The sequence below is a fragment of the Mycobacterium pseudoshottsii JCM 15466 genome (assembly GCF_003584745.1).
GTDB classification, from domain to species: Bacteria; Actinomycetota; Actinomycetes; order Mycobacteriales; family Mycobacteriaceae; genus Mycobacterium; species Mycobacterium marinum.
In genome coordinates, this window is the sequence record NZ_AP018410.1 from 2,272,926 (window position 1) to 2,298,158 (window position 25,233).

The window sequence follows — 25,233 nt, forward strand, 5'->3', positions numbered from 1 at the left end:
CACGGGGGGCCGGCGCTACGGCCGTCAACTGCCCGATGCCGAGGGCTTGTAGGCCACGATGGCTACCGCCGCCATGCGGTCCCGGTGTTTGCGGAATGTGCTGCGCATCATCAGTACTCGTTTGCGCGCGGCCGGCTGGGTGAGCAGGTTCTTGGCAAAACGCAGGGCCCCCCAACAGGCCCTCATCGGCGATGATCCGCCGTGGCTGCAACAGCGCCATCGGCGCGGTTGCCACGTGGCTGACGACCAGCCCGTGTCCGGCCAGTAGCTGGGACCATTCGGCCACCGTCAACGGCCGGGCGTTGACTTTGATGGACCGGGCCAGCGCCTGGCGGACCTCGGTGCTGATTTCTTCGGGCACGTCGTCGGGCGTCAGCGCCAGCTCGTGGATGGCGTAGCGCCCGTGGGGGCGAAGCACCCGCGCCGCCTCGGCGACGATCGCGTGTTTGGCCGCATCGCCCTGCATGGTCAGCATCGCCTCGCCGATGACGACATCAGCGCTGGAGTCCGGCAATCCGGTGTCGGCCGCGTCGGCGACTCGCACGTCACCGTGCCCGGCCACAATTGTGCGCACCAGGTTCGCCGCATCGGGATCGGCTTCGGCTCCGACGTAGGACCGCGGATGGCGGGCCAGGATCTCGCTCGCGGTGCGGCCCAGGCCGGGCGCCAGTTCGAGCACGTCGGCATGGTTGACGTCGGCGCGGGCCAGCAGGGTGTGGGTGAGTTCGACACCGCCGGGGCGCAGTACCCGTTTGCCCAGCCGCGCCAGCAGCCAGTGCCCCTGCAGATGGTCGTCGCTGCGATTCGACAGCGGGAGGGGCTGTCCGGATTCGCCCTGAGTGCCGGCCATCAGGCGGTGGGTCGGGTCGGTAGGCCCACAACCAGCGGGCGCCGTGGATGGGCGGTGCAATGCCAGAGCGCGGAGGCGGAATACGGGTCGATGATGCCCTCCTTGTTACTCGGCCGGCCGATCCCGGACAGCGCGGATCAAGACCTGCAGGTCGGGTCCAGTATGCATGCCGAGGTATCCACCGTGCGCCTAGGCGGCAGCACCGGAGAGCTGCGGATCCTCGTTAGGTTTGTGGGGCGCCGAGTCAACCGGGCTGCGTGGGCGCACGTACCGTGCCCAGGTCAGCGCGGCCGCGCAGAGGTAACACACCAGGAACGCCCAGAAGGCCGGCGTCTTGGTGCCGCTGTGCACATATGACTGGCGCAGAGCCAGGTTGATCCCAACGCCGCCCAGTGCGCCCACCGAGCCGGCGAACCCGATCAGTGCCCCCGACATGATGCGTGCCCATTGGCGGCGTTGCATATCGCTGATGTCCAGGTGCTGACTACGCTCCGCGAATATCGACGGGATCAGCTTGAACACGGTTCCCTTGCCCATCCCGCAGAAGATGAACAACGCGATGAAGCCGCTCACATAGCCGATCAGCGTCGCAGCTGTCATGCGCCCGCCGGCGCCGTGGTTGAGGTCGGCGTGTGTGCTGACTGCGACCAGCAGTGCGGCACTGAGGATCATGGCGACGAAGACCCCCAGGGTGACGCGGCCGCCACCGAAGCGGTCGCCCAATTTGCCGCCGACTATGCGCGCCAGCGACCCCAGCAGCGGACCGACGAAGGCGATCTCGGCGGCGTGCAGCGACGCCTGTGCGGTGCTCTGCCCGCCGGCCAGCAGGTTGAACTGCAGCACCTGACCGAAGACGAAGGCGAAGCCGATGAACGAGCCGGAGGCGCACATGTAGAGAAACGAGACGCCCCAGGTATCGGGCACCGCGAGAACGGATCGCACGTGCCCGACCTCGATCACGTGGGTCAAGTTGTCCATGAACAGGGCCGCGCCGAGGCCGGCGATGGCGATCAGCACCAGGTAGACGGCGCACACCCAATATGGAGCTTCATGGCCCGCGGTCGCCAGCACCAACAGGCCGACCGCCTGGATGGCGGCCACCCCCAGATTGCCGATCCCTCCGGTGAGGCCTAGAGCTACGCCCTTAAGCCGTTGTGGGTAGAAGGCTTCGACGTTGGCCAGCGATGCGGAGTAGTTGCCGCCGCCCAGGCCGCTCAGGGCGGCACAGACCAGGTATGGCCACAGCGGCAGTCCGGGGTTGGCCAGCAGCACGATTGCTCCGACGGTGGGCACCAGCAGTACCAACGACGAGAACGTCGCCCAGTTGCGGCCACCGAATCGGGCGGTGGCCATCACGTAGGGGATCCGCACGCAGCCGCCAACCAGCGTCGCGGTGGCGCCCAGCAGCAACTTGTCTGCGGCCGAGATGCCGTAGACGGACTGCGGCATGAACAGCACCATTACCGACCAAAGGGTCCAGATCGAGAAACCGACATGCATGGTGGCGATGGAGAAGACGAGATTGCGCCGGGCGATGGCCTTGTTGCCGACTTCCCACGCCTGGACATCCTCGGGGTCCCAGTGCGCGATGTGACGTGAGCGTCCCATGCAATCCCTTCCACTCCGTGTCGTGGAGACTGGGCCCATGGCGTTTAATCGTAGCGGTTGAGGTGGCGCGCCGTCACTGCGTCGATCCGGACGTCAAGTACGTTGTCGGACAGAACTTTTGCCGCCTCGCTAGTTTTTACAAATCATGTTGTATAAACTCCGGAACCATGACGTATGTGATCGGAAAACCCTGCATCGATGTGACGGATCGGGCCTGTGTGGAGGAGTGTCCGGTCGATTGCATATACGAGGGTGGGCGCTCGCTGTACATCCACCCCGACGAATGCGTGGACTGTGGCGCCTGCGAGCCCGTGTGTCCGGTCGAAGCGATCTACTACGAGGACGACCTGCCGCAGGAGCTGCACCCGCATCTCGCCGACAACGTGGCGTTTTTCACCGAAACCCTGCCCGGCCGGGACGGGCCGCTGGGTTCGCCGGGCGGGGCTGCCAAGATTGGCCGACTGGGTGTTGATACGCCACTCGTGGCGGGTCATCCTCAAGCCGCAGATGCTTAAGATTCTTAAATGGGAGAGGGTCGGATCGCCAGAATGGGCGGGGAGCCGGCGGGGCGTCGCCGCGCGGTGCTGCGGGTATTGCGTGCCCTCGGCCATCCGCTGAGCATTGTCGCGATCGCCGAGCACCTGGGAGTGCACCCCAACACCGTGCGCTTCCACCTCGACGGCTTGGTCGATGACGGTCAGGTGGAGCGCGTGCAGCCCAGCCGTCGCGGCCCCGGACGCCCGCCGCTGATGTTCCGGGCGGTCCAGCAGATGGACCGCGGTGGCGCTCGCCACTACCAGCTCCTCGCCGAGATCCTCAGCAACGGCCTTGCCGCCGAGAGCGATTCGGTTGACAAGGCGCTGGCCGCCGGCCGCGCCTGGGGCGAACGTCTGCAAGCCCCGACGACCGCGCACAGCGCCGAGAAATCGATCGATCACTTGGTCGGCGTCCTCGACGGACTCGGGTTCGCTCCCGAGCGCCGAGTCTCCGACGGACAGCAACAGGTTGCCCTGCGACACTGCCCGTTTCTGGAACTTGCCGAGAACCGGTCGGGCGTGGTGTGTCCAATTCACTTGGGCCTCATGCGCGGGGCGCTGGAAAGTTGGGGGGCGCCCGTCACCGTCGAGCGGCTCGACCCGTTTGTCGAACCGGATCTTTGCTTGGCCCACCTTTCGCCGGAAGGAGCCCTCAGTTGAGCACCGCAGCGGCGACCCAAATCGCCGTCACCTTCATATGGCTCGGCATGGTGCTGGCCATCTCGTTTCTGGAAGCTCCGCTGAAGTTCCGGGCGCCGCACGTGACGCTGCAGATCGGGCTTGGCATCGGCCGGTTGGTCTTCCGCGCGCTCAATATCGTTGAGGTCGTCTTCGCGCTGGTCCTGGCGGCAATAGCGGTGTCGGGCCCGGCGCCGCTGCGGATTATCGTGGCGTTCGGTGTCGTGGTCGCAGCGCTAGCGGTGCAGTTGCTCGCGGTGCGTCCCCGTCTGACCCGCCGGTCCGATCAGGTGCTGGCCGGGTTGGATGCGCCCCGCTCCCGTGCGCACTACGTGTACGTCGGTTTGGAAGTGGTCAAGGTGGTCGCCTTGATCGTTGCGGGAATACTGCTACTGAACGGCTGAAAGGACTCACCGATGGAATCGCTTTCGCTGACCGCGCTCGCCTCCGAAAAGCTGGCCGAGGCAAAACAGTCACACAGCGGACGGGCCGCCCACACGATCCACGGCGGACACGCCCACGAATTGCGCCAGACCGTGCTGGCACTGCTGGCCGACCACAATCTCGGCGAACACGACAGCCCGGGTGAGGCGACCCTGCAGGTGCTACAGGGACATGTGCGCCTCACCACCGGCGATGACGCCTGGGACGGCAAGACGGGCGACTATGTCGCGATTCCGCCGCAGCGGCACGCGTTGCACGCCATCGAGGATTCGGTGGTGGTGTTGACCGTGCTCAAGTCCCAGCCCGGCGCCCACTAGGGGTGCTCGCTACCGGCTGGTCACGGGGCTTCGGCCTGCGGGTTCCCATCGTCAACGCCCCAATGGGCGGAGTCGCCGGTGGCCGGCTCGCCGCCGCTGTCACCGCGGCCGGTGGACTGGGCATGATCGGCATGGGAAGCCGGGCCACCCGGGCTGCCTTGGCCGAACAATTGCGGCAGGTCAGCGGCAGGTTCGGGATCGGGCTGGTGGACTGGGTGATGCGCAGTGAGGCGGGGCTGCTCGAGGATGCGCTTGCCGCCGGGCCCGCCCTGTTGTCGGTCAGTTTCGGCACCGACTGGTCATGGGTCGGCCCGGCCCGTGACGCCGGAATCCACACCGTCACACAGGTTTACGACGCTGTGGGGGCCCGGCGTGCCGCCGATGCGGGGGTGGACATCGTGGTGGCGCGCGGAGCCGAGGGGGGTGGCCATGGCGAGGTGCGGCTGGGAACGCTGCCGTTGCTCGACGCGGTCCTGGCCGCGGTCTCGGTGCCGGTATTGGCCGGCGGCGGCATCGCCTCGCCCCGAAGCCTGGCCGCGGTGCTGGCCGCCGGTGCCGCGGGGGCCTGGGTAGGCACGCGTCTGGCGGCGTGCCCCGAGGCGCTGACGGGGGAGCCGAGCCGTCAGGCTCTGATCGCGGCGCGCGAAACCGACACCAGCACTACCCGGGTCTTCGACGTCGCCGACGGCCTGCCCTGGCCTCAGCGGTTCCCATCGCGGGTGTTGACCAACGACTTCGTCGCGCGCTGGAACGGCAATGAGACGGCACTGGCCGCCGATGCGGATGCTCGTGCCGAGCTGGCCGCTGCCAGCGCGGCCGAAGACCTGCGGGTGGCGCCGGTCGACGCGGGCCAGGGAGTTGGGATGATCCCCGACGGCGCGCCGGCCGGCGAGGTGATCGAGCAGATGTGCTCGGGTGCGCGGGAGCTGTTGGCGCGATGGGCGTGACCGCGCGTTGTCGCCGGCTCGGCTGACGCCGCCTACACCCCGCGCAAGTAGCGCTTGGCGATGATGCGTTGAGTCAGTGCCACAAACGGGCCACCGGCCTTGCTCCACCAGGTCGCCGGCCGGGAGAACGACGACACCTCCGCAAAAACCCCGGAAGTGTCCGGGTCGTAGCGAATGGCAAACCGTTCCTCGCCGCATTCCGGGTGCCCCGGCAGCGTGCCATAGGCAAATCCGCGGATATCGGGTTCGTCGATGACGTAGACCACGCGGCACGGCGCGCGCAACACACCCATCATCTGGATCACCGCCACCGTCGAAACAGCGACCGTATCCGAGGTGGCCCGCACCGCCAGCCCGGCGCCACGCTGCATGCCCCAATGCATCACCGCGTGGGCGGCCTCCTCAAAACGCTTCCGGCCGGTGCCGATCTGGTCGGACACACTGAGGTGGGCGTATCCCGGGGGCAACTGTCCGGCCGCGGTGGCGCCCACTTCCGGGTAGGTCAGTTGTTGCCCGGAAAGCGCGCGAAGGTCCACACCCCCAGCTTGCCACGCCGGATCGGGTGTGCCCCGTGGCGTACGGTCGGAAAAATGAGTGCTCACAGCGCGAAAGCCATGGCCGCAGCATCCGCAACGTTGACCCTGGGTGGCGACCTGACCGTCAACCGGCTCGGGTTCGGCGCGATGCGCCTTACCGGCGACGGCGTCTGGGGCCCGCCCGCCGACCGTGCCGAAGCCGTACGGGTGCTGCGCCGGGCCGCCGAACTGGGCGTCAACTTCATCGACACCGCCGACTCTTACGGCCCCTACGTGTCCGAGGAGATCATTCACGAGGCGTTGCACCCCTACACCGGGCTGGTAATCGCCACCAAGGCCGGGCTGCTGCGTACCGGCCCAGGCGTGTGGGTGCCGCTGGGCAATCCGAGCTATCTGCGCCAGGAATGCGAGATGAGCCTGCGGCGTCTGGGCGTGGACACCATCGACCTGTTCCAGCTGCACCGCATCGATCGCAACTATCCACTGGCCGACCAGGTGGGCGAGCTGCTCGCCCTGAAGAACGAAGGCAAGATCCGCCACATCGGGCTGTCCGAGATCGACGTCGACCAACTCGAGGCGGCCCAACAGATCACCGAGATCGTGTCGGTACAGAACATGTACAACCTGGCCGCGCGTGGCGCCGAACCATTGCTGGAGGCGGCCACCAGCCAGGGGATCGCATTCATCCCATGGTTCCCGCTGGCCTCGGGCCCGCTGGCGGCGCCGGACGGTCCGTTGCGCAAGATCGCCGACGATCATCACGCGACGCCGTCGCAGCTCGCCCTGGCGTGGCTACTCAAGCGGTCGCCGGTGATGCTGCCGATTCCCGGCACCTCGCGGGTAGCGCACCTGCAGGAGAACGTCGCCGCTGCCGAGATTGTGCTCTCTGACCAGGAGTTCGAAGCATTGTCGGTGGCCGGAGCCGCCCACGGCGGGTAGGGGCGGGCGGCGACCCGTGAGCCCGGCTAGCCAGTCTCAGCCGCGGTGTCGCCCATTTGGCTGGCGGCAGGCAATACGGTGGTAGGGTGACCCGCGAACAGTCGCAACACCCTGGCGGCGGCTTCAATCCGCCGCAGCCAACCGACAAGGGCGGACCGGACTACGGCAGGTTCATTGATGCGGTGCGCAAGGTGCAGGACCACGCGCGTGCCGCCGACGCGCCTGACGAGGTGATCACCCAGGCCGCCGACCTGCTCGAACGGGTCTCCATACTGCTTGCGCCATTCGACGCCGACGAATGGGAGTCACCATCGGGGCGCCGAATGGACTTGCCGATGCGGGGCAACGTCACGACCATCCCGATGTCGGCGCGCAAGACGCAAGACGGCCGGATCGGTGGCTGGGCCCGCTTCGCCCGGTTCCACCTCGGACGCAATGGCGCGGTCCATGGTGGTGCGTTGGGCATGTTGTTCGACACGCTCCTGGGCTTGACGGCGTCGGTGCTCACCGGCAGTCGGCGCCAGCGCACCGCCTACCTCAAGATCGACTATCGCAACATCGTGTCCATCGAAAAGGAGCTGCAAATCGACGCCGGAGTGGACCGGGTGGACGGGCGCAAGATCTTCGTGTCCGGCCGGTTGCGCGATGGCCAGACCCTGCTGACCGAGGCGGATGCGTTGTTTGTGCGGCTCAAGCCCGGCCAGCCTTGAGCCGGTTTCGGCCAAGACGCCGACGCGGACCTAGCACGCGGCTTGGGTTCGACCAGCTCCGCCCCGATAGCATGGTCGCGTTCGATTCGACATGCCCATTCACTCGCGAACCTTGGAGACCACCCCGATGAGCGTCCCCGCACAACCCGCCCCAGGAGCCGACGGCGGTGACCCGCGGCAGCCGATCCGGGTTCCTGCCGGGACCACGGCGGCCGCCGCAATCGGTGAGGCGGGGCTGCCCAGACGCGGCGCGTCGGACGCGATCGTCGTGGTGCGAGACGCCGAAGGCAAGCTGCGCGACCTGAGCTGGGTGCCCGACGCTGACGCGGAGGTCACCCCGATCGCGGCCAATACCGACGACGGTCGCAGCGTTATCCGGCACTCGACCGCGCATGTGCTGGCCCAAGCGGTTCAAGACCTCTTCCCACAAGCCAAACTGGGTATCGGACCGCCCATCACCGACGGCTTCTACTACGACTTCGAAGTGCTCGAGCCGTTCACCCCTGATGATCTTCAGGCGCTGGAGAAGCGGATGCGCCAGATCGTCAAGGAAGGGCAGCTCTTCGACCGCAGGGTCTTCGAATCCAAGGATCAGGCGCGCGAGGAGTTGGCCAACGAGCCCTACAAGCTCGAACTCGTCGATGACAAGTCCGGGGATCCCGATGTCATGGAGGTCGGTGGCGATGAGCTCACCGCCTACGACAACCTCAATCCCCGTACCCGCGAACGGGTCTGGGGTGACCTGTGCCGCGGACCGCACATCCCGACTACCAAGCACATCCCGGCGTTCAAACTGACCAGAAGCTCGGCGGCCTACTGGCGGGGCGACCAGAAGAACGCCAGCCTGCAGCGGATCTACGGGACGGCATGGGAGTCGCAAGAAGCGCTTGATACGCACATCGAGCTCATCGAAGAGGCACAGCGCCGCGACCATCGCAAGCTCGGTGTGGAGCTGGATCTGTTCAGTTTCCCCGACGAAATAGGCTCTGGCCTAGCTGTTTTCCATCCCAAGGGTGGGATTGTGCGGCGCGAGCTCGAGGACTATTCGCGTCGCAAGCACACCGAAGCCGGCTACCAGTTCGTCAACAGTCCGCACATCACCAAGGCCCAGCTGTTTCACACCTCGGGGCACTTGGACTGGTACGCCGACGGCATGTTCCCGCCGATGCAGATCGACGCGGAGTACAACGCGGACGGTACGGTGCGCAAACCCGGCCAGGACTATTACCTCAAGCCGATGAACTGCCCGATGCATTGCTTGATCTTCCGGGCGCGCGGTAGGTCCTATCGCGAACTACCGCTGCGGCTCTTCGAGTTCGGCACCGTCTACCGCTACGAGAAGTCCGGTGTGGTGCATGGGCTGACCCGGGTGCGCGGATTGACCATGGACGACGCGCATATCTTCTGCACCCGCGAACAGATGCGTGACGAGCTGCGTTCGCTGCTGCGGTTCGTGCTCGATCTGCTCAGCGACTACGGACTGGCCGACTTCTATCTGGAACTGTCCACCAAGGATCCGGACAAGTTCGTCGGCTCCGATGAGGTCTGGGAGGAAGCCACCAACGTGCTCGCCGAGGTGGGCGCGGAATCGGGTCTGGAGCTGGTACCCGATCCCGGTGGCGCGGCTTTCTACGGGCCCAAGATCTCGGTGCAGGTCAAGGACGCCCTGGGCCGTACCTGGCAGATGTCGACCATCCAGCTCGACTTCAACTTCCCGGAGCGATTCGGGCTCGAATACACCGCCGCCGACGGGACTCGCCAGCGCCCGGTCATGATCCACCGTGCCCTGTTCGGGTCGATAGAGCGGTTTTTCGGCATCCTCACCGAGCACTACGCGGGTGCCTTCCCGGCGTGGCTGGCGCCCGTTCAGGCGGTCGGCATCCCGGTTGCCGACGAACACATCGCCTACCTGGAACAGGTTGCCGCACAGTTGAAGTCACATGGGGTGCGGGTCGAGGTGGACACCAGCGATGACCGCATGGCCAAGAAGATCGTGCACCACACCAACCAGAAGGTGCCGTTCATGCTGCTGGCCGGCGACCGCGATGTGCAGGCTGACGCGGTGAGCTTCCGGTTCGGCGACCGCACGCAGATCAACGGCGTGCCACGCGAGGCTGCGGTAGCTGCGATCGTGGACTGGATATCCCGGCGCGAAAACGCCACTCCCACAGCTGAACTGGTCAAGGTGGATAGCGGTGAGTAACGGTGACTAACGAGGAAAGCGCGCAGCCACAGGACAGCACCATCCTGGACCGCGGCGTCGGCGAGCGCGACCACCTGGAGCGGCTCTGGACGCCGTACCGGATGAACTACCTCGCCGAGGCTCCGCTCAAGCGGGAGGACTCCGCGCGCTCGCAGCCGTTCACCGAGATCCCGCGGCTGTCTGATGAAGAAGGTCTGGTGGTTGCCCGCGGCGAGTTGGTCTACGCCGTGCTCAACCTGTACCCCTACAACCCCGGCCACCTGATGGTGGTGCCGTATCGGCGGGTATCGGAGCTCGAAGACCTCACCGAGCCGGAGAGCGGCGAGCTGATGGCGTTCACCCAGAAAGCGATTTGCGTCGTCAAGAACGTCTCGCGGCCACACGGCTTCAACGTCGGCATGAACCTGGGGACATCGGCGGGCGGATCGCTGGCCGAGCACCTGCATGTGCACGTTGTTCCGCGCTGGGGCGGGGACGCGAACTTCATCACCATCATCGGCGGATCCAAGGTCATCCCACAGTTGCTGCGCGACACCCGGCGGCTGCTGGCGACCGAATGGGCTCGGCAATCATGAGGCAACGATGAGCAAGGCGCCCTTCTTGTCCCGGGCGGCATTTGCGCGGGTCACCAATCCGCTGGCAAGGGGCTTGCTCCGGATCGGTCTGACCCCCGATGCCGTCACCATCATCGGCACCACCGCTTCGGTGGCCGGCGCGCTCGTACTTTTTCCGATGGGCAAGCTGTTTCCCGGCGCGTGCGTGGTCTGGTTCTTCGTGCTCTTCGACATGCTCGACGGAGCCATGGCACGGGAACGGGGCGGCGGCACCCGATTTGGCGCGGTGCTGGATGCGGCCTGCGATCGCATCAGCGACGGCGCGGTGTTCAGTGGGCTGCTGTGGTGGGTCGCGTTCGGCATGCGAGACCGATTGCTGGTGGTGGCGACGTTGATCTGCCTGGTCACCTCGCAAGTGATCTCCTACATCAAGGCCCGGGCGGAAGCCAGCGGGTTGCGTGGTGACGGCGGCATCATTGAACGACCGGAGCGGCTGATCATCGTACTGGCCGGTGCGGGGGTGTCCGATTTTCCGTTCATCGCCTGGCCGCCGGCGCTGCCGGTGGCGATGTGGCTGCTGGCGGTGACCAGCGTGATCACCTGCGGACAACGGTTGTACACTGTGTGGACCTCACCGGGGGCCACCGATCTGCTGGTTCCCAGTGCGCCGGTGCGCGACGACGACGCGCAGGGCCATCCGAGGTCGGGTGACCCCGGAAAGACCCAGCGGTGATCTCCACCCCGGCCGGCCTGCGATGGGTCAGGGCTCCGCGGCAGCTCCTGGTCGGCAACGCGACGGACTTGGCGTATGCGGCGGGATGGCGGATGGTGCGGGCGCTGCCCGAGTTCGCCGCGCGCAACGCCTTCGACGCCGGGGCGCACTACGCGGCCCGCCACGGCGGGCCCGAGCAACTTCGCAAGAACCTGGCCCGGGTAACCGGGGTGCGGGCCGGCGCGGTCCCGGACTCCCTGATGCGCGCGTCGCTGGAGTCCTACGCCCGCTACTGGCGGGAGGCGTTTCGGCTTCCGTCGATGAACCTGCGTAAGGTCGCCGCCCAGATTGACAGTTCCATCGGGGGCAAAGATCACCTCAATGCCGGGCTGGCCGCGGGACGCGGTGTGGTGCTGGCATTGCCACACAGCGGCAACTGGGACATGGCCGGGGTGTGGCTGGCGCAGCGGCACGGCACCTTCACTACCGTCGCCGAGCGGCTCAAGCCCGAGTCGTTGTACCGGCGATTCATCGACTATCGGGAAACCCTTGGCTTCGAAGTACTTCCGTTGTCGGGCGGTGCGGAGCCGCCCTTCGAGGTGCTATGTGAGCGACTGCGGGACAACCGGGTGGTATGCCTGATGGCTGAGCGTGATCTGACCCGCACCGGTGTTGAAGTCGATTTCTTTGGCGAGCCCACCCGGATGCCGGCGGGCCCGGCCAAACTCGCGATCCAAACGGGAGCCGCCCTGCTGCCGACCCACTGCTGGTTTGAGCCCAAGGGCTGGGGTTTTCAGGTCTATCCGGCTCTGGATTGCAGCAGCGGTGATGTGGAAGCGATCACCCAGGCGCTCGCCGATAGGTTCGCAGCCAACATCGTGGACCATCCCGAGGATTGGCACATGTTTCAGCCACAATGGTTGGCCGACTTGTCCGATGCCCGCCGCGCGCGGCTGCGGGAGCCCTGATGCGGATTGGAATGGTGTGTCCCTACTCGTTCGAGGTGGCGGGTGGGGTGCAGTCACACGTCTTACAGCTCGCCGAGGTGATGCGGGCCCGTGGGCATGAGGTCAGCGTGCTGGCACCGGCGTCGCCGCACGCGGCCCTGCCGGACTATGTCGTCTCCGGCGGCAAGGCCGTTCCCATTCCCTACAACGGGTCGGTGGCGCGGCTGCGCTTCGGCCCCGCCACCCATCGCAAGGTCAAAAAGTGGCTTTCCGAGGGCGATTTCGACGTCCTGCACCTGCACGAGCCCAACGCGCCGAGTCTGTCGATGCTGGCCCTCAACATTGCCGAGGGCCCCATCGTGGCAACGTTTCACACCTCGACCACCAAGTCGCTGACGTTGACCGTCTTCCAGAGCATCTTGCGGCCCATGCACGAGAAGATCGTCGGTCGCATCGCGGTGTCCGATCTGGCCAGGCGTTGGCAGATGGAGGCGCTCGGCTCGGACGCGGTCGAAATTCCCAACGGTGTCGACGTCGGTTCTTTCGCGTCCTCGTCGTGTCTGGACGGATACCCCCGCCCCGGCAAGACGGTGCTGTTCTTGGGCCGATACGACGAGCCCCGCAAGGGGATGAGTGTCCTGCTCGAGGCGCTGCCCAAGTTGGTGGAGCGCTTCAGCGACGTGCAGCTGCTGATCGTGGGCCGCGGTGACGAAGACGAACTACGCGATGAGGCGGGTGAGCTGGCCGAGCACATGCGTTTTCTCGGTCAGGTCGACGACGCGGGCAAGGCATCGGCGATGCGCAGTGCGGACGTCTACTGCGCACCCAATACCGGCGGCGAGAGCTTTGGCATCGTGCTGGTTGAGGCCATGGCCGCCGGCACCCCGGTGGTGGCCAGCGACTTGGATGCCTTCCGGCGCGTACTGCGCGATGGCGAGATCGGGAGCCTGGTTCCAGTCGATGACAGCGACGCGCTGGCGGCCGCGCTGATCGAGGTGCTTGATAGCCAGGAGCTGCGAGAGCGCTATGTGGCGGCGGGCACTGAAGCGGTCCGCCGCTACGACTGGTCGGTGGTGGCCAGCCAGATCATGCGGGTCTACGAGACCGTCGCCGGGGCCGGGGTCAAGGTGCAGGTGGCGAGCTGATGACGTGGTTGGTTGTCGCCGGCATCGTGCTGCTCGTCGTGCTGGTCGTGTTCGGGGCCTGGGGATACCAGCGCGCCAACCGGCTGGATCGATTGCACGTGCGCTACGACTTGTCCTGGCAGGCGCTCGACGGTGCTCTGGCGCGCCGGGCCGTGGTGGCGCGCGCCGTCGCGATCGATGCCTACGGCGGCGCGCCCCAGGGCAGCCGGTTGGCGCGGCTGGCCGACGCCGCCGAGCAGGCGACGCGACACGAACGAGAGAATGCGGAAAACGAACTGTCCGCCGCGCTGGCGATGGTTGATCCGGCGTCGTTGCCGTCGGCGCTGGTGGCCGAACTCGCCGATGCCGAGGCCCGGGTATTGCTGGCCCGCAGATTCCACAACGACGCCGTGCGCGACACCCTGGTGCTGGCCGAGCGGCGCATGGTGCGCGCCTTCCGTCTTGGTGGGCGAGCTCCGCTGCCGGCCTATTTCGAGATCGCCGAGCGGCCGCAGGCGCAGGCGCACAGCGACGACGGCGATATCGGCCGGCGTACCTCGGCGCGGGTGGTGCTGCTCGATGACCGCGGCGCGGTGCTGCTGCTATGCGGTTCGGACCCGGCCTCCGCGGCGTTCGACGAGGGCGGCGCGCCTCGGTGGTGGTTCACCGTGGGCGGCGAGGTGGGCAAGGGGGAGCGGCTGGCCCAGGCCGCGGCGCGTGAGCTCGCCGAAGAGACGGGTTTGCGGGTCGACCCCGCCGACCTGGTGGGCCCCATCTGGCGACGTAACGAGGTCTTTGAGTTCAACGGTTCCAAGCTCGACAGCGAGGAGTTCTATCTGGTGCACCGCACCAGTCGGTTCGAGCCGTCCCTGGATGGCCGGACCGAGCTGGAACGGCGTTATGTTCACGGGGCCCGCTGGTGTGATGTCAGCGACATCGCCGCGCTCAACGCCTCCGGTGAGCAGGTCTACCCGCGCCAACTCGGGGAGCTATTGGCCGAGGCCAATCGCATTGTCGACGCCGCTTGCGGCGGCGCGGGAGGCGACCAGACCGTCCGCACCGCATATGTTCCCCGGTCGATTCGCTAGTCCGAATATCGGGCGGGACTGCGGTCCCGCAAACTTGCTTGTGGTTCCCATTAAAGTAAGACTCCAACAGTTGAAGGAGAAAGACAGTGGACAGCGCTACCCAGCCCAGTGGGGACCGGCCAGATCCGGCATCGTCCAAGCAGGCTCAGTCGGGTTCAAGCCAGACCGGAACGGCGAGGGTCAAGCGTGGCATGGCCGAGATGCTCAAGGGCGGCGTCATCATGGACGTCGTCACCCCCGAGCAGGCACGCATCGCTGAAGGGGCCGGCGCCGTCGCGGTCATGGCCCTAGAGCGGGTGCCCGCCGACATCCGCGCCCAGGGCGGGGTGTCGAGGATGAGCGACCCCGACATGATCGAGGGCATCATCGAGGCGGTCACCATTCCGGTAATGGCTAAAGCGCGTATCGGACATTTCGTCGAGGCGCAGATCCTGCAAAGCCTCGGGGTGGACTACATCGACGAATCCGAGGTCCTCACGCCCGCGGACTACACCCACCACATCGACAAGTGGAAGTTCACCGTGCCGTTCGTGTGCGGGGCGACGAATCTGGGTGAGGCGCTGCGGCGCATCGGCGAGGGGGCGGCGATGATCCGCTCCAAGGGTGAGGCCGGCACCGGTGACGTTTCCAACGCGACGACGCACATGCGCTCCATCGCCGGCGAGATTCGCCGGCTGACGTCGATGTCCGAGGACGAGTTGTTCGTCGCGGCAAAGGAATTGCAGGCGCCCTACGAACTGGTCGTGGAGGTGGCCAGGGCGGGCAAGTTGCCGGCCACCCTGTTCACGGCCGGCGGTATCGCCACTCCTGCCGATGCCGCGATGATGATGCAGCTGGGCGCCGAAGGCGTCTTCGTGGGCTCGGGCATCTTCAAGTCCGGCGCCCCGGAACACCGGGCCGCCGCGATCGTCAAGGCCACCACGTTCTACGACGACCCCGACGTGCTGGCCAAGGTGTCACGCGGGCTGGGCGAGGCAATGGTGGGCATCAACGTGGAGGAGATCGCGCAGCCGCATCGCCTGGCGCAGCGCGGGTGGTAAGAATCTTTCGTGGCAATCGAGGAGATTCTTGATCTCGAGCAACTCGAGGTCAACATCTATCGCGGTAGTGTCTTCAGCCCGGAATCAGGCTTTCTGCAGCGCACATTCGGCGGCCATGTGGCCGGGCAGTCACTGGTGTCGGCGGTGCGCACGGTCGACCCGCGCTATCAGGTCCACTCGTTGCACGGGTACTTTCTGCGCTCCGGGGACGCCCAGGAGCCCACGGTTTTTCTGGTCGAGCGCACTCGCGATGGCGGATCGTTTGTGACCAGGCGGGTCAACGCCGTTCAGCACGGCGAGGTCATCTTCAGCATGGGGGCTTCGTTTCAGACCGCGCAGAACGGCATCAGCCACCAGGACGCGATGCCGGCGGCGCCACCGCCCGACGATCTACCCGGATTGAGGTCGGTGCGGGTCTTCGACGACGCCGGGTTCCGGCAGTTCGAGGAGTGGGATGTGCGCATCGTGCCGCGGGACCTGCTCGCGCCGCTACCGGGTAAGGCATCCCAGCAGCAGGTGTGGTTTCGCCATCGCGACCCGCTGCCTGATGACCCGGTGCTGCACATCTGTGCCTTGGCCTATATGAGCGATCTGACCCTGCTGGGTTCGGCGCAGGTCACCCACCTGGCGGAGCGTGAGCATCTGCAGGTGGCGTCCCTGGACCACGCGATGTGGTTCATGCGGGGGTTTCGGGCCGACGAGTGGCTGCTCTACGATCAGTCATCGCCGTCGGCAGGCGGGGGTCGCGCACTTACGCACGGCAAGATCTTCACCCAGGGAGGCGAGTTGGTGGCCGCGGTCATGCAGGAAGGGCTGACCCGCTACCCAAGCGGATATCAGCCGGGCGAAAAGTGAGCGGGTTGTGAGTATTCCGAGGGTTGGGGTGCTGGCGCTGCAGGGCGATACCCGCGAGCACCTGGCGGCGCTGGGCGAAGCCGGCGCCGAGCCGATGACCGTGCGCCGCCGCAGCGAACTCGACGCGGTGGATGGATTGGTGATTCCGGGTGGCGAATCCACCACCATCAGCCACCTGCTGTGCGGGTTCGATCTGCTCGAGCCGTTGCGTGCCCGATTGGCTGCCGGGCTTCCGGCCTATGGCGCGTGCGCGGGCATGATCATGCTGGCCAGCGAGATCCTGGACGCCGGTGTCCGAGGACGCCAGGCGCTGCCACTGCGCGGGATCGATATGACGTTGCGGCGCAACGCTTTCGGGCGCCAAGTCGACTCTTTTGAAGGCGATATCGCGTTCACGGGTCTTGATCATCCGGTGCGCGCGGTGTTTATCCGGGCGCCCTGGGTCGAGCGCGTGGGTGCTGGGGTGACGGTGCTGGCCCGGGCCGGCGACCATATCGTCGCGGTTCGGGAGGGTTCGGTGCTGGCAACCGCGTTTCACCCGGAGGTGACCGGCGACCGCAGCATCCATCGGTTGTTCGTCGATATCGTCAACGGCAAGGCCTAGCCAACAAGTTCGGCCCCAACCGCCGGCTACGTCGACCCGTCGGTCCCACTCACGCCGATCAGTTGTCCGCCGGTGCCGCCGGTGCCTTCGTTGCCCGCGGTAGCGCCGGCCCCGGCGTTGCCGCCGTTACCGCCGTTACCGATTTCCCGAGCGTCGCCGCCGTCACCGCCGTCGCCGCCGGTGCCGCCGCTGACCAGGGCGTCGCCTCCGGTGCCGCCGTCACCGCCGTTACCGATCGTCCCGGCCGCGCCGCCGTCCCCGCCATGACCGCCCTGGCCACCGCTGCCCGAATCGTCGTAGCCGCCGTGGCCGCCGGCCCCACCGGCACCGCCGTTGCCGAACATCCCGGCGTCGCCGCCGGTGCCGCCGGCCCCGCCGTTGCCGGCCAACAAGCCGGCGTTGCCGCCCGCGCCGCCTTGCCCGCCGGTAAAGAGGTTTCCACCAACCCCGACGCCGCCGGTGCCGCCGGCCCCGCCATTGCCGCCGTAGATGCCGGCGTTGCCGCCGGCGCCGCCGTCTCCGTGGGCATCGAAGCCGCCGATTCCGCCCGCGCCGCCGTTGCCGAACCACAATCCGCCGCCGCCGGCCCCGCCGTTGCCGCCCGTGGCGTTTGCCGCGGCGCCACCGGCGCCACCGGCGCCTCCGGTGCCGCCGGTGCCGAACAGCCCGCTGGTACCGCCAATACCGCCGTCGCCACCGTTGCCGGTACTCGATGACGGGCTGGTGGCACCGCCTTCGCCGCCGCCACCGCCGGTACCGAACAGCAACCCGCCGGCCCCGCCGTTCCCACCAGCGCCGCCGTCGGCACCGCTGAAGCCGGCTCCACCGTCGCCGCCGGCGCCGCCGGGGCTGAACAACAGCCCGCCCGCCCCGCCGCTGCCACCGGTCGCGCCGGTACCACTTGCCGAGGTGCCGCCGGTGCCGCCGTGGCCGCCGGCACCGACGAGCAGCCCGCCGGCTCCGCCGGCACCCCCGACGCCCGCGGTGGTTGCCGAATTCCCGCCTTCGCCACCGGCGCCGCCGGTGCCGCCGTTGCCGAACAGTAGCCCCCCGTTGCCGCCGGTGTCGCCGAACAGGCCGAGGGCCGCGCCGCTGCCGCCCGCCCCGCCGTTGCCGATCAACCCGGCATTGCCGCCGGCACCGCCGGGCCCGCCGGCGCCGCCGTTGCCATACAACAGACCGCCGTCGCCGCCGGCCTGCTCCGGAGCCGTCCCGTCAGCGCCGTTGCCGATCAGCGGTCGCCCCAACAATGCCTCGGTGGGTCCATTGACCGCATTCAGCATGTCTTGCGATATGCCCAGCAACGGCGAGGCATTGGCCGCCTCGGCGGCCGCATACGCGTTGCCGGCACCGGTCACGGCCTCCACGAATTGTGTGTGAAACGCCGCCACCTGGGTGCTCAGCGCCTGATAGTCCAGGGCATGGCCAGAAAACAGCGCTGCCACCGCAGCCGACACCTGGTCCGCCCCGGCGGCCAGCACCCCGGTGGTCGGGGCCGCTGCCGCCGCAGTGGCCGCGTTGAGTGTCGAGCCGATACCGGCCAAATCGGCGGCCGCCGCCACCGTGTCGGGTACCGCGAACATGTACGACATCGGCCGCCTCACACATACATCGCGGTGACCGGCCAAGACGGTCCGCTCACGGGGCCATCGGAATCCGAACATCCGCCAGAAAGCTCAACCTAGCGCGTTCGAGGGCCCAACGGCGCTGTTTCGAGTGAGGATGGTGTCTCCGGATGCACCAGATTGGGCAGGGCGACGGCACAGCGCGGCCACCGCCGCATTGCGTCTCCCGGCCGGGTCAGCGGATCGGCCGTCCACGTAGACTCGGCTAGCCATCATTCAAAGGATTTGAGATAGGACGGCGATGAGCGGCCATTCCAAGTGGGCCACCACCAAGCACAAGAAGGCCGTCATCGACGCCCGCCGCGGCAAGATGTTCGCACGGCTGATCAAGAACATCGAGGTCGCGGCTCGCGTCGGTGGCGGTGACCCGGCGGGAAACCCCACCCTCTACGACGCCATCCAAAAGGCCAAGAAAAGCTCGGTGCCCAACGAGAACATCGAGCGGGCCCGCAAGCGCGGTGCCGGTGAAGAGGCCGGTGGGGCGGACTGGCAGACCATCATGTACGAGGGTTACGCGCCCAACGGTGTGGCCGTACTGATCGAGTGTCTGACCGACAACCGCAACCGCGCTGCCAGCGAGGTGCGGGTGGCGATGACGCGCAATGGCGGCGCCATGGCTGATCCGGGGTCGGTGTCCTACCTGTTTTCCCGCAAGGGCGTGGTGACCCTGGAGAAGAACGGTCTGACCGAAGACGACGTGCTGGCGGCCGTGTTGGAAGCCGGCGCCGAGGACGTCAACGACCTCGGGGACAGCTTCGAGGTGATCTCCGAACCGGGTGAACTGGTCGCGGTACGCTCCGCGCTGCAGGATGCCGGCATCGACTACGAATCGGCCGAGGCGGGCTTTCAGTCGTCGGTGACCGTGCCGGTGGACGTCGACGGGGCCCGCAAGGTTTTCAAGCTGGTCGACGCGCTGGAAGAAAGCGACGACGTTCAGAACGTGTGGACCAACGTGGACGTGTCCGATGAGGTGCTGGCGGAGCTCGACGAGGAGTAGTCCCGGTGCCCGGGCTTAGGTGATGGCCCGAAGGGAATCGCCATCCCGATCGCTGCGCCACTGTAGGACTTCCAGTGCCACGGCGATGTGAACGATGTTCGCCTCGACCGGCTGGGGCAGGAGTCGGTGCGCGGTCTCGAGCCGGTGCACCAGCGTATTGCGGTGGATGTAGAGGGCCTTTGCGGTGCGTGCGGCATTGCATTGCTGGTTGATGTAGGTCAGCAAGGTGGCGTGCAGTACCGGGCTGGCCGACTGGAATTCCCCGAGCGTGCATTCGATGAACTCGTCGACACCCTCTAGGTCTTGGGTGAGCAACTCGACCATTTGGGTGTCCGCAAAGTGGGCGGTGCGCTGGGGTGCGCCGAGCCGGGTCAGCATGCGCTGCGTCGTCTGTGCGTCGCGGTGACTGCGTCGGAACCCCTCGATACCTCGCCTGGTGTTGCCGACGGCAAGCCGTACCGTTGGCGCGTCGGTGAGCACCTGTTGGATACGGTCTCCGACCGGGGTGGCGGCGTCGTTCACCCATACCCAACGAGTCGCGGAATTGGTGACCACGATCAATGGTGCCCGACAGCCGAGCGCCGTGCAGAACGCGTCGGCCGCCTGGTCCAGTTGGCCGTGGTCGCCGTCGGGCTCGTCGGACCAAACGATGGCGGCGGTATGGGCGCGATCCAGGAGATAGCCCAACTGCGCTTCGGCGCGTTCCCGGTTGACGGGGGCGCCGCCGAGGATCTGTTCGACGACTTTGCGGCGCTGGGCGCTGACTTCGCGGGTCAGCGCATCGTATTCCAGGGGTAGCTGTGCGGGGATGCCCGCAATGGTGGCGTCGATGAAGTCGTTGGAAGAGCGGAACGCCACATCGAGGAGGTCGCGCAGTTCTTGGGGGTTGGACGTCAGGCCGAACGCGATGTCGGTCCAGCGCTCCCATGCCACGTTGTGCGCGATTCGGTAGATGTCGGCGGCGAGCGCCTCCAGGCCGCGGTTGAGCAGCTCTTGGGCCATCCGCAGCGGTTCGGGCCCGAAGTTTGCTGGCACCGGGCCGCCGGGATCGCGCAAGATGGCAATGGCGAAATGGATCAGGTTGGCACGGTTTGCGCGGCTGATGATTTCGATCAGGGCGGGATCATCGGAAAGGGCCGGATTGGCGGCCAAGGTGGTGCGGTCGAGTTCATCGAGCCATTGCTGGGTGGGGTTGAGAGCGATGCGCGCGGTGTGGCGGATCAGCTCGCGCATGCGTGGGGAGAGTGATGGATTGCTTGGGCTCGCCACGGTCCCGATGGTAGGGGAGAGCGGGGCTTGGCACAGTCGCAGCGATCCGTGGCTGACGGTGCCCGCCGGGTGCTGCCGCCGCATCCGAGGTTGTTTAGCTGCGCGTTTGTTGTTTGCGGGACGGCCGCAGATATCCACGCCGGTAATTCGTGCCGGGCGAGGCTCGTTGAACTCGGGTGCGCCATTAGCACGTACCGGCGTGAATTGGTAGGTGCACTTCTGCCGGTCTTCTAAGGCGGGTTCGGAGTTTTTGTCCATTGGGCTGCACTTGAGCAACCGGGATCGTTGGGGGCGCAGCTCGTAGGTCGCCAGCTCTACAGGGGCTTGAACTGGCGGTATATTTTTCGCATTTCCCTTTGTCGGCAACCGCTGGCAAAGGGTTGATCGTCGTGGGTACTGGTGGGTTAACGGGAGGGTGGGGCAAATGTCATTTGTGAGTGTGACGCCGGAGATGGTGGTTGCGGCGGCTTCGGATTTGTCGGGAATCAATTCGGCGATAGCCCAGGCGAATTCGGTTGCTGCGGCAGCGACAACAACGGTATTGTCGGCCGCCGCCGATGAGGTGTCGGCGGCGATCGCGGCCTTGTTCGGCACCCACGCACAGCAATACCAGGCGATCAGTGCAGAGTTGGCGGCTTTCCATGACCGATTCGCGCAAAGCCTGAACACCGGCGCCGGTTCGTATCTGCGGGCCGAGGCGGCCAATGCCGAGCAGGGTTTGCTGGGGTTGGTGAATGCCCCCACCCAGGCGCTGTTTGGACGTCCGCTGATCGGAGACGGCGCCAACGGGGCGCCCGGTAGTGGCCAAGCCGGTGGAGCCGGTTGGTTGCTGTACGGAAACGGTGGTGCCGGTGGCTCAGGCGGGGTGGGTCAAGCCGGCGGGGCCGCTGGAGCCGCGGGGTTGATCGGCTCCGGCGGGGCGGGCGGCGCGGGTGGCGCGGGCGGTGCTGGTGGAGCTGGCGGTGCCGGCGGCTGGCTCTACGGCAATGGTGGCGCCGGCGGGGTGGGCGGTGCCGGCGCGGTCGGTGGGGCCGGTGGCAACACCTGGCTCTGGGGTAATGGGGGTGCCGGCGGAAGCGGTGGTGTGGGCAGCGGCTCTGGCGGTGCCGGTGGTTCCGGTGGCTGGCTGTATGGCAACGGCGGCGCGGGTGGGACCGGTGGGGTCGCTGACGGCGTGGGTGAGGGCGGCGGCAATGGCGGGGCCGGTGGGTGGCTGTTCAGCGCTCACGGTACCGGCGGCGTCGGCGGCGCCGGCGGCACCGGCGGGACTCCCGGTGATGGAGGCGGCGGCGCGCACGGCTCCATGGCGGTGAACCCGGGTGCTGGATTTGGGACCGGCGGCAACGGCGGAAACGGCGGTGACCCCGGCGCCGGCGGCGCGGGCGGGACCGGCGGTTCCGGCGCTGGCGGCAGTCGCGCCGCGACGGGCGCGACCGGATCCACCCCGAGCAGCGGTGGCAACGGCGGCGCCGGCGGTGCTGGTGCGGACTCGATCACTACCGGCGGCGCCGGCGGAATTGGGGGAGTCGGTGGGACCGGCGGTGATGGTTCGGTCGGTGTCGATGCCGCTGGCGCGGGCCAGGATGGCGGTGTCGGCGGAGCCGGTGGTGCCGGTGGCGCCGGCGGCGCCGGCGGTGAGGGTGGTGCCGGCGGTCACGCGTTGGCGGCCGGCTATGCCGACGGTAGCCAGGGGGCGGGCGGGGCCGGCGGTGCCGGCGGGATTGGTGGTGACGGTGCGGCCGGAGGCAAAGGCGCCGAGGGCGCGGCGGCCGCCGGTGCTGGCGCGGATGGCAATGATGGCGGCAATGGTGGCCGAGGTGGAGCCGGCGGTCGTGGCGGTGATGGTGGTGTAGGCGGGCCGGACCGGAGGGCCAGACCGGGATGCAAGGCGTCGGTGGCGCCGGCGGCGATGGAGGTCTGGGCGGACAGGCCGGCAACGGTAGCGACGGGGCCGACGCCATTGTCGGCGGTGGCAAGGGCGGCGACGGTGGTGACGGCGGCGACCCAGGTCTTGGAGGCGCTGGCGGGCAGGGCGGCGCCGGCTCGACCGCGGGGATGGAAGGTCTCACCGCCGGCGATGACGGGCCGGGTCACGGCGGCGATGGCGGGGCCGGCGGCGACGGTGCGGCCGCTGTCACCACCGGCAGCGCCGGCGGTGATGGCGGGGCCGGCGGCGACGGCGGTCTGGTCGGTGACGGTGGTGTCGGCGGGAACGGGGGGACCGGCGCAGACGGTAGCCCCGGCATCACGTTCATCAGCCCGGGTGGGCTCTCCGGCACCGATGGCGGTGCCGGGAGCATCGGCGGAACTGGCGGTGCCGGCGGTGCCGGCGGCCTGCACGCCGGTGATGGTGGTGCCGGTGGAACCGGAGGCGACGGAGGCGACGGAGGCCACGGCGGCAGCGGGTCGGCGGGCGCCGATGCCACCGTAGCTGGCGCGGCCGGTCAAACCGGTGGTGACGGCGGAGATGGCGGGGCCGGCGGGGCCGGTGGTGCCGGTGGGCTGGCGCAGGCGACTGGATACCTCGACGGCAGTCATGGTTCCGGCGGTTCCGGCGGTGCCGGCGGGCAGGCAGGCAACGCCGGAGACGGCGGCAACGGCGGTGACGCAGGCGTTGGAGGCAGTGGCGGCCTCGGCGGCGACAGCGGCAATGGCACCCACGCCGCCAACGGTGCATCTGCGGGCGCATACGGAACCGGAGGTGACGGTGGTGCTGGCGGCGACGGCGCCGACGCCACCGCTGCGGGTCAGGCCGGCGGCGCCGGCGGTGACGGCGGGGTGGTCGGCGATGGTGGTGTTGGCGGTAACGGTGGTGATGGCAAGGCCGGCGTTGACGGCACCTCGGCCGTGACTTTCGGGGCCTCGGGTGCTGACGGTGGTGACGGCGGTGCTGGTGGCGCCGGCGGTGCTGGTGGTGATGGCGGGGCCGTTGCCGGTGACGGTGGCCGCAGCGGTGCTGGTGGCGACGGCGCGATGGGCGGGAACGGCGGTAACGGCTTCGACGGACTTCACGGCACCACCCCAGGTGCGAATGGCCAATACGGCGGAGCTGGCGGCAATGCCGGCGCAGGCGGGCTCGGTGGGGAAGGCGGTGCCGGCTCAACCTCGGGCGCATCGGGACTTGACGGCAGCCAGGCCGCGGGCGGCGACGGCGGCAACGGTGGCTTCGGTGGAACCGGTGGCCTCTTCGAGGCCGCAGGGTCCGGCGGCGCGGGTGGCGTGGGCGGAGATGGCTCCCAAGGTGGCGACGGCGGGGACGGCGGGGCCGGCGGCAGCTCTCCTGGCGCTACGGGAGGCTGGGGCGGCCAGGGCGGTCTCGGCGGCGTAGGAACGGCCGGGGTTGGCGGCCACGGAGGAGACGGAGGCGACGCCGGTGACTCCGGCAGCTCCGCCTTTGGTGTGGGCAGCCCGGGTGGGGGCGGCGGTCAGGGCGGCTTTGGTGTCGCCGGCGGCGGAGACGGCGGCGACGGCGGGAACGGCGGGGCCGGCGGGTTTGGCCAGAATGGAGGTCCCGGCGGCAGGGGCGGTGGCGGCGGCCACAGTCTGGTCGGCCCCGGCGGGGATGGCGGGTTGGGCGGCACCGGCGGCAACGGTGGGAACGGCTCCCAACCGCCTTTCGGTTCCACTCCGGCCGGCAGCGGCGGTGACGGCGGAAATGGCGGTGACGGCGGGTCGAGCGGGTTCGTTAGCGGCCAGTCGGGAACCGACGGCCAAGACGGCGGCGACCCCAGCGGACAGTTTGGTGGAACCGGCGGAGCCGGCGGAAGCGGCGGTGCCGGCGCCGGCACGTGATCACCACGCGCGTCGGCATCAACCACTTCAGTATCTTTGACCCCACCTAGCGGGTCTGTGCATCCGGGACGACGGCACGATCGCGCTCGGTTTGGTCGGCCTGCCATCGAGGCACCTCAGCACGCCATGAGGACATTGCGCCGGAAACCCGCAGCAGGCACACGGAGTGAGGAAGGTAGACATGTTCACGATTGCCGCAGTTCTCGTTGCGGTGGTCGGCGGCTTCGTCCAAAGCTGGCGCAGCAAGGACCGACTGGCCGCCGACGTTCACATGGTGTGGTGGATGGTGGCAGTAGTGGGGTTCAACTCACTGTTGGGAGCCGGCTTTCACGTCCTTGATGGCCCGCACATCGCCACATTGATCGGATACACCCGCGGCGACGGCGGCTTCCAGTGGGAGAACGCCATGGGTGACCTGGCGATCGGCGTGGTGGGGATCATGGCGTACTGGTTTCGAGGCCACTTCTGGCTGGCAACGATCGTGGTGCTCAGCGTGCAATACCTCGGCGATGCCGCCGGCCACATCTATTTCTGGATAGCTGAGCACAACGTCGAGCCGGACAACATCGGGGTTCCGCTGTGGATCGACGTTGTGCTACCCATCATCGTGTGGGCGCTGTATGTCGGGTCGCGGCGACACGGTGGTGACGCGGTGCCCGACCGGCCGGTAGTCCGGTAGGCCGGTAGGTCGCACCCAACCTTTTCCGGCAAGCCCCGCGTGGGCAATTGTGCATTGCAATTGGTGGGCGCATTGGTTGGGGGGATTTTGCCCTTGGCCGCCCGTAACCCGAGCAGCAACCATGGCGCGGTGTTGTGTCGCCTGACACGGCTTTGACGTATCGGTGACCGCTGGCCAGG

Annotated in this window: 22 protein-coding genes and 2 pseudogenes; 19 read left to right on the top strand and 5 right to left on the bottom strand. The window is 68.0% G+C overall.

What is annotated here, in order from left to right; genetic code table 11:
* Positions 1-24: 24 nt before the first annotated feature.
* Together MPSD_RS10410 and MPSD_RS10415 are read right to left on the bottom strand one after the other, a co-directional pair.
* Positions 25-850 (bottom strand): annotated as a pseudogene (locus tag MPSD_RS10410) (class I SAM-dependent methyltransferase).
* 189 nt (positions 851-1,039) lie between these two features.
* A complete protein-coding gene (locus MPSD_RS10415; protein ID WP_086084642.1) occupies positions 1,040-2,458 on the bottom strand; it encodes an MFS transporter in 1,419 nt (472 codons plus the stop codon).
* Between the two features lie 167 nt (positions 2,459-2,625).
* Between MPSD_RS10415 and fdxA the strand changes: the two genes are divergently transcribed.
* From fdxA to MPSD_RS10440, 5 genes are read left to right on the top strand one after another with little or no spacing between them, the layout of a single operon-like run.
* Positions 2,626-2,973 (top strand): ferredoxin, encoded by a 348-nt coding sequence (gene fdxA / locus MPSD_RS10420; protein ID WP_015355899.1) that lies wholly within the window; start codon positions 2,626-2,628, stop codon positions 2,971-2,973.
* Between the two features lie 9 nt (positions 2,974-2,982).
* Positions 2,983-3,654 (top strand): helix-turn-helix transcriptional regulator, encoded by a 672-nt coding sequence (locus MPSD_RS10425; RefSeq protein ID WP_011741077.1) that lies wholly within the window; start codon positions 2,983-2,985, stop codon positions 3,652-3,654.
* Positions 3,655-3,701: 47 nt separating this feature from the next.
* Complete coding sequence (locus MPSD_RS10430; protein WP_085979890.1) at positions 3,702-4,076, top strand: hypothetical protein; 375 nt, start codon at positions 3,702-3,704, stop codon at positions 4,074-4,076.
* A gap of 12 nt (positions 4,077-4,088) precedes the next feature.
* The gene (locus MPSD_RS10435; RefSeq protein WP_012393857.1) at positions 4,089-4,433 is read left to right on the top strand and encodes a cupin domain-containing protein; all 345 of its coding nucleotides are present in this window, start codon (positions 4,089-4,091) and stop codon (positions 4,431-4,433) included.
* 2 nt (positions 4,434-4,435) lie between these two features.
* Entirely contained in the window at positions 4,436-5,380 is a 945-nt protein-coding gene (locus tag MPSD_RS10440) for an NAD(P)H-dependent flavin oxidoreductase (protein ID WP_020787924.1), read from the top strand.
* Between the two features lie 32 nt (positions 5,381-5,412).
* Here the strand turns inward: MPSD_RS10440 and MPSD_RS10445 are convergent, their stop codons facing one another.
* Positions 5,413-5,916, bottom strand: a complete 504-nt coding sequence (locus tag MPSD_RS10445) for a DUF1990 domain-containing protein (protein ID WP_012393859.1) — start codon at positions 5,914-5,916, stop codon at positions 5,413-5,415.
* A gap of 78 nt (positions 5,917-5,994) precedes the next feature.
* Between MPSD_RS10445 and MPSD_RS10450 the strand changes: the two genes are divergently transcribed.
* The 11 genes from MPSD_RS10450 (at position 5,995) to pdxT (ending at position 16,692) form a co-directional block, all read left to right on the top strand.
* The gene (locus MPSD_RS10450; protein ID WP_012393860.1) at positions 5,995-6,855 is read left to right on the top strand and encodes an aldo/keto reductase; all 861 of its coding nucleotides are present in this window, start codon (positions 5,995-5,997) and stop codon (positions 6,853-6,855) included.
* An 86-nt stretch (positions 6,856-6,941) separates the two neighbouring features.
* Positions 6,942-7,565, top strand: coding sequence for a PaaI family thioesterase (locus MPSD_RS10455; protein ID WP_020787923.1), 624 nt, complete (start codon positions 6,942-6,944; stop codon positions 7,563-7,565).
* Positions 7,566-7,692: 127 nt separating this feature from the next.
* The gene (thrS, locus tag MPSD_RS10460; protein WP_020787922.1) at positions 7,693-9,768 is read left to right on the top strand and encodes a threonine--tRNA ligase; all 2,076 of its coding nucleotides are present in this window, start codon (positions 7,693-7,695) and stop codon (positions 9,766-9,768) included.
* A 2-nt stretch (positions 9,769-9,770) separates the two neighbouring features.
* Positions 9,771-10,343: an ATP adenylyltransferase gene (locus MPSD_RS10465; protein ID WP_020787921.1), complete on the top strand. Its 573-nt coding sequence runs from the start codon at positions 9,771-9,773 to the stop codon at positions 10,341-10,343.
* A gap of 7 nt (positions 10,344-10,350) precedes the next feature.
* Entirely contained in the window at positions 10,351-11,055 is a 705-nt protein-coding gene (pgsA, locus tag MPSD_RS10470; protein ID WP_015355892.1) for a phosphatidylinositol phosphate synthase, read from the top strand.
* Entirely contained in the window at positions 11,052-12,002 is a 951-nt protein-coding gene (locus MPSD_RS10475) for a phosphatidylinositol mannoside acyltransferase (protein WP_086084643.1), read from the top strand. The genes pgsA and MPSD_RS10475 overlap by 4 nt, the downstream gene beginning before the upstream one ends.
* Entirely contained in the window at positions 12,002-13,126 is a 1,125-nt protein-coding gene (locus MPSD_RS10480) for a glycosyltransferase family 4 protein (RefSeq protein ID WP_086084644.1), read from the top strand. Before MPSD_RS10475 ends, MPSD_RS10480 begins: the two co-directional genes overlap by 1 nt.
* Positions 13,126-14,193, top strand: coding sequence for an NUDIX hydrolase (locus MPSD_RS10485; RefSeq protein ID WP_086084645.1), 1,068 nt, complete (start codon positions 13,126-13,128; stop codon positions 14,191-14,193). Before MPSD_RS10480 ends, MPSD_RS10485 begins: the two co-directional genes overlap by 1 nt.
* Before the next feature lie 191 nt (positions 14,194-14,384).
* A complete protein-coding gene (gene pdxS, locus MPSD_RS10490; RefSeq protein ID WP_223161044.1) occupies positions 14,385-15,233 on the top strand; it encodes a pyridoxal 5'-phosphate synthase lyase subunit PdxS in 849 nt (282 codons plus the stop codon).
* 9 nt (positions 15,234-15,242) lie between these two features.
* Complete coding sequence (gene tesB, locus MPSD_RS10495) at positions 15,243-16,088, top strand: acyl-CoA thioesterase II (RefSeq protein WP_012393869.1); 846 nt, start codon at positions 15,243-15,245, stop codon at positions 16,086-16,088.
* A 7-nt stretch (positions 16,089-16,095) separates the two neighbouring features.
* On the top strand, positions 16,096-16,692 hold the full coding sequence (gene pdxT, locus MPSD_RS10500) for a pyridoxal 5'-phosphate synthase glutaminase subunit PdxT (RefSeq protein ID WP_036426716.1): 597 nt from the start codon (positions 16,096-16,098) through the stop codon (positions 16,690-16,692).
* A gap of 26 nt (positions 16,693-16,718) precedes the next feature.
* Here the strand turns inward: pdxT and MPSD_RS10505 are convergent, their stop codons facing one another.
* Positions 16,719-18,284, bottom strand: coding sequence for a PE family protein (locus MPSD_RS10505; RefSeq protein ID WP_086084646.1), 1,566 nt, complete (start codon positions 18,282-18,284; stop codon positions 16,719-16,721).
* A gap of 274 nt (positions 18,285-18,558) precedes the next feature.
* Between MPSD_RS10505 and MPSD_RS10510 the strand changes: the two genes are divergently transcribed.
* Positions 18,559-19,314, top strand: a complete 756-nt coding sequence (locus MPSD_RS10510; RefSeq protein ID WP_011741062.1) for a YebC/PmpR family DNA-binding transcriptional regulator — start codon at positions 18,559-18,561, stop codon at positions 19,312-19,314.
* 15 nt (positions 19,315-19,329) lie between these two features.
* On the opposite strand, the gene MPSD_RS10515 is transcribed toward MPSD_RS10510, so the two are convergent.
* Positions 19,330-20,547, bottom strand: coding sequence for an Rv1453 family transcriptional regulator (locus tag MPSD_RS10515; protein WP_086084647.1), 1,218 nt, complete (start codon positions 20,545-20,547; stop codon positions 19,330-19,332).
* A gap of 460 nt (positions 20,548-21,007) precedes the next feature.
* Between MPSD_RS10515 and MPSD_RS30745 the strand changes: the two are divergent.
* Positions 21,008-24,375: pseudogene (locus MPSD_RS30745) on the top strand (PE family protein).
* 181 nt (positions 24,376-24,556) lie between these two features.
* Entirely contained in the window at positions 24,557-25,054 is a 498-nt protein-coding gene (locus tag MPSD_RS10525) for a DUF6790 family protein (RefSeq protein ID WP_015355884.1), read from the top strand.
* Positions 25,055-25,233: the final 179 nt, after the last annotated feature.

Bases quoted from the DNA above. Each gene is read 5' to 3' on its own strand.
- MPSD_RS10415 (WP_086084642.1), bottom strand. From the start codon at position 2,458: ATGGGACGCTCACGTCACATCGCGCACTGGGACCCCGAGGATGTCCAG.
- MPSD_RS10435 (WP_012393857.1), top strand. From the start codon at position 4,089: ATGGAATCGCTTTCGCTGACCGCGCTCGCCTCCGAAAAGCTGGCCGAG.
- MPSD_RS10480 (WP_086084644.1), top strand. From the start codon at position 12,002: ATGCGGATTGGAATGGTGTGTCCCTACTCGTTCGAGGTGGCGGGTGGG.
- MPSD_RS10430 (WP_085979890.1), top strand. From the start codon at position 3,702: ATGGTGCTGGCCATCTCGTTTCTGGAAGCTCCGCTGAAGTTCCGGGCG.
- MPSD_RS10450 (WP_012393860.1), top strand. From the start codon at position 5,995: ATGGCCGCAGCATCCGCAACGTTGACCCTGGGTGGCGACCTGACCGTC.
- thrS (WP_020787922.1), top strand. From the start codon at position 7,693: ATGAGCGTCCCCGCACAACCCGCCCCAGGAGCCGACGGCGGTGACCCG.
- MPSD_RS10515 (WP_086084647.1), bottom strand. From the start codon at position 20,547: ATGCGCGAGCTGATCCGCCACACCGCGCGCATCGCTCTCAACCCCACC.
- pdxS (WP_223161044.1), top strand. From the start codon at position 14,385: ATGGCCGAGATGCTCAAGGGCGGCGTCATCATGGACGTCGTCACCCCC.
- MPSD_RS10510 (WP_011741062.1), top strand. From the start codon at position 18,559: ATGAGCGGCCATTCCAAGTGGGCCACCACCAAGCACAAGAAGGCCGTC.
- MPSD_RS10525 (WP_015355884.1), top strand. From the start codon at position 24,557: ATGTTCACGATTGCCGCAGTTCTCGTTGCGGTGGTCGGCGGCTTCGTC.
- MPSD_RS10505 (WP_086084646.1), bottom strand. From the start codon at position 18,284: ATGTCGTACATGTTCGCGGTACCCGACACGGTGGCGGCGGCCGCCGAT.
- MPSD_RS10485 (WP_086084645.1), top strand. From the start codon at position 13,126: ATGACGTGGTTGGTTGTCGCCGGCATCGTGCTGCTCGTCGTGCTGGTC.
- MPSD_RS10425 (WP_011741077.1), top strand. From the start codon at position 2,983: ATGGGAGAGGGTCGGATCGCCAGAATGGGCGGGGAGCCGGCGGGGCGT.
- fdxA (WP_015355899.1), top strand. From the start codon at position 2,626: ATGACGTATGTGATCGGAAAACCCTGCATCGATGTGACGGATCGGGCC.
- pgsA (WP_015355892.1), top strand. From the start codon at position 10,351: ATGAGCAAGGCGCCCTTCTTGTCCCGGGCGGCATTTGCGCGGGTCACC.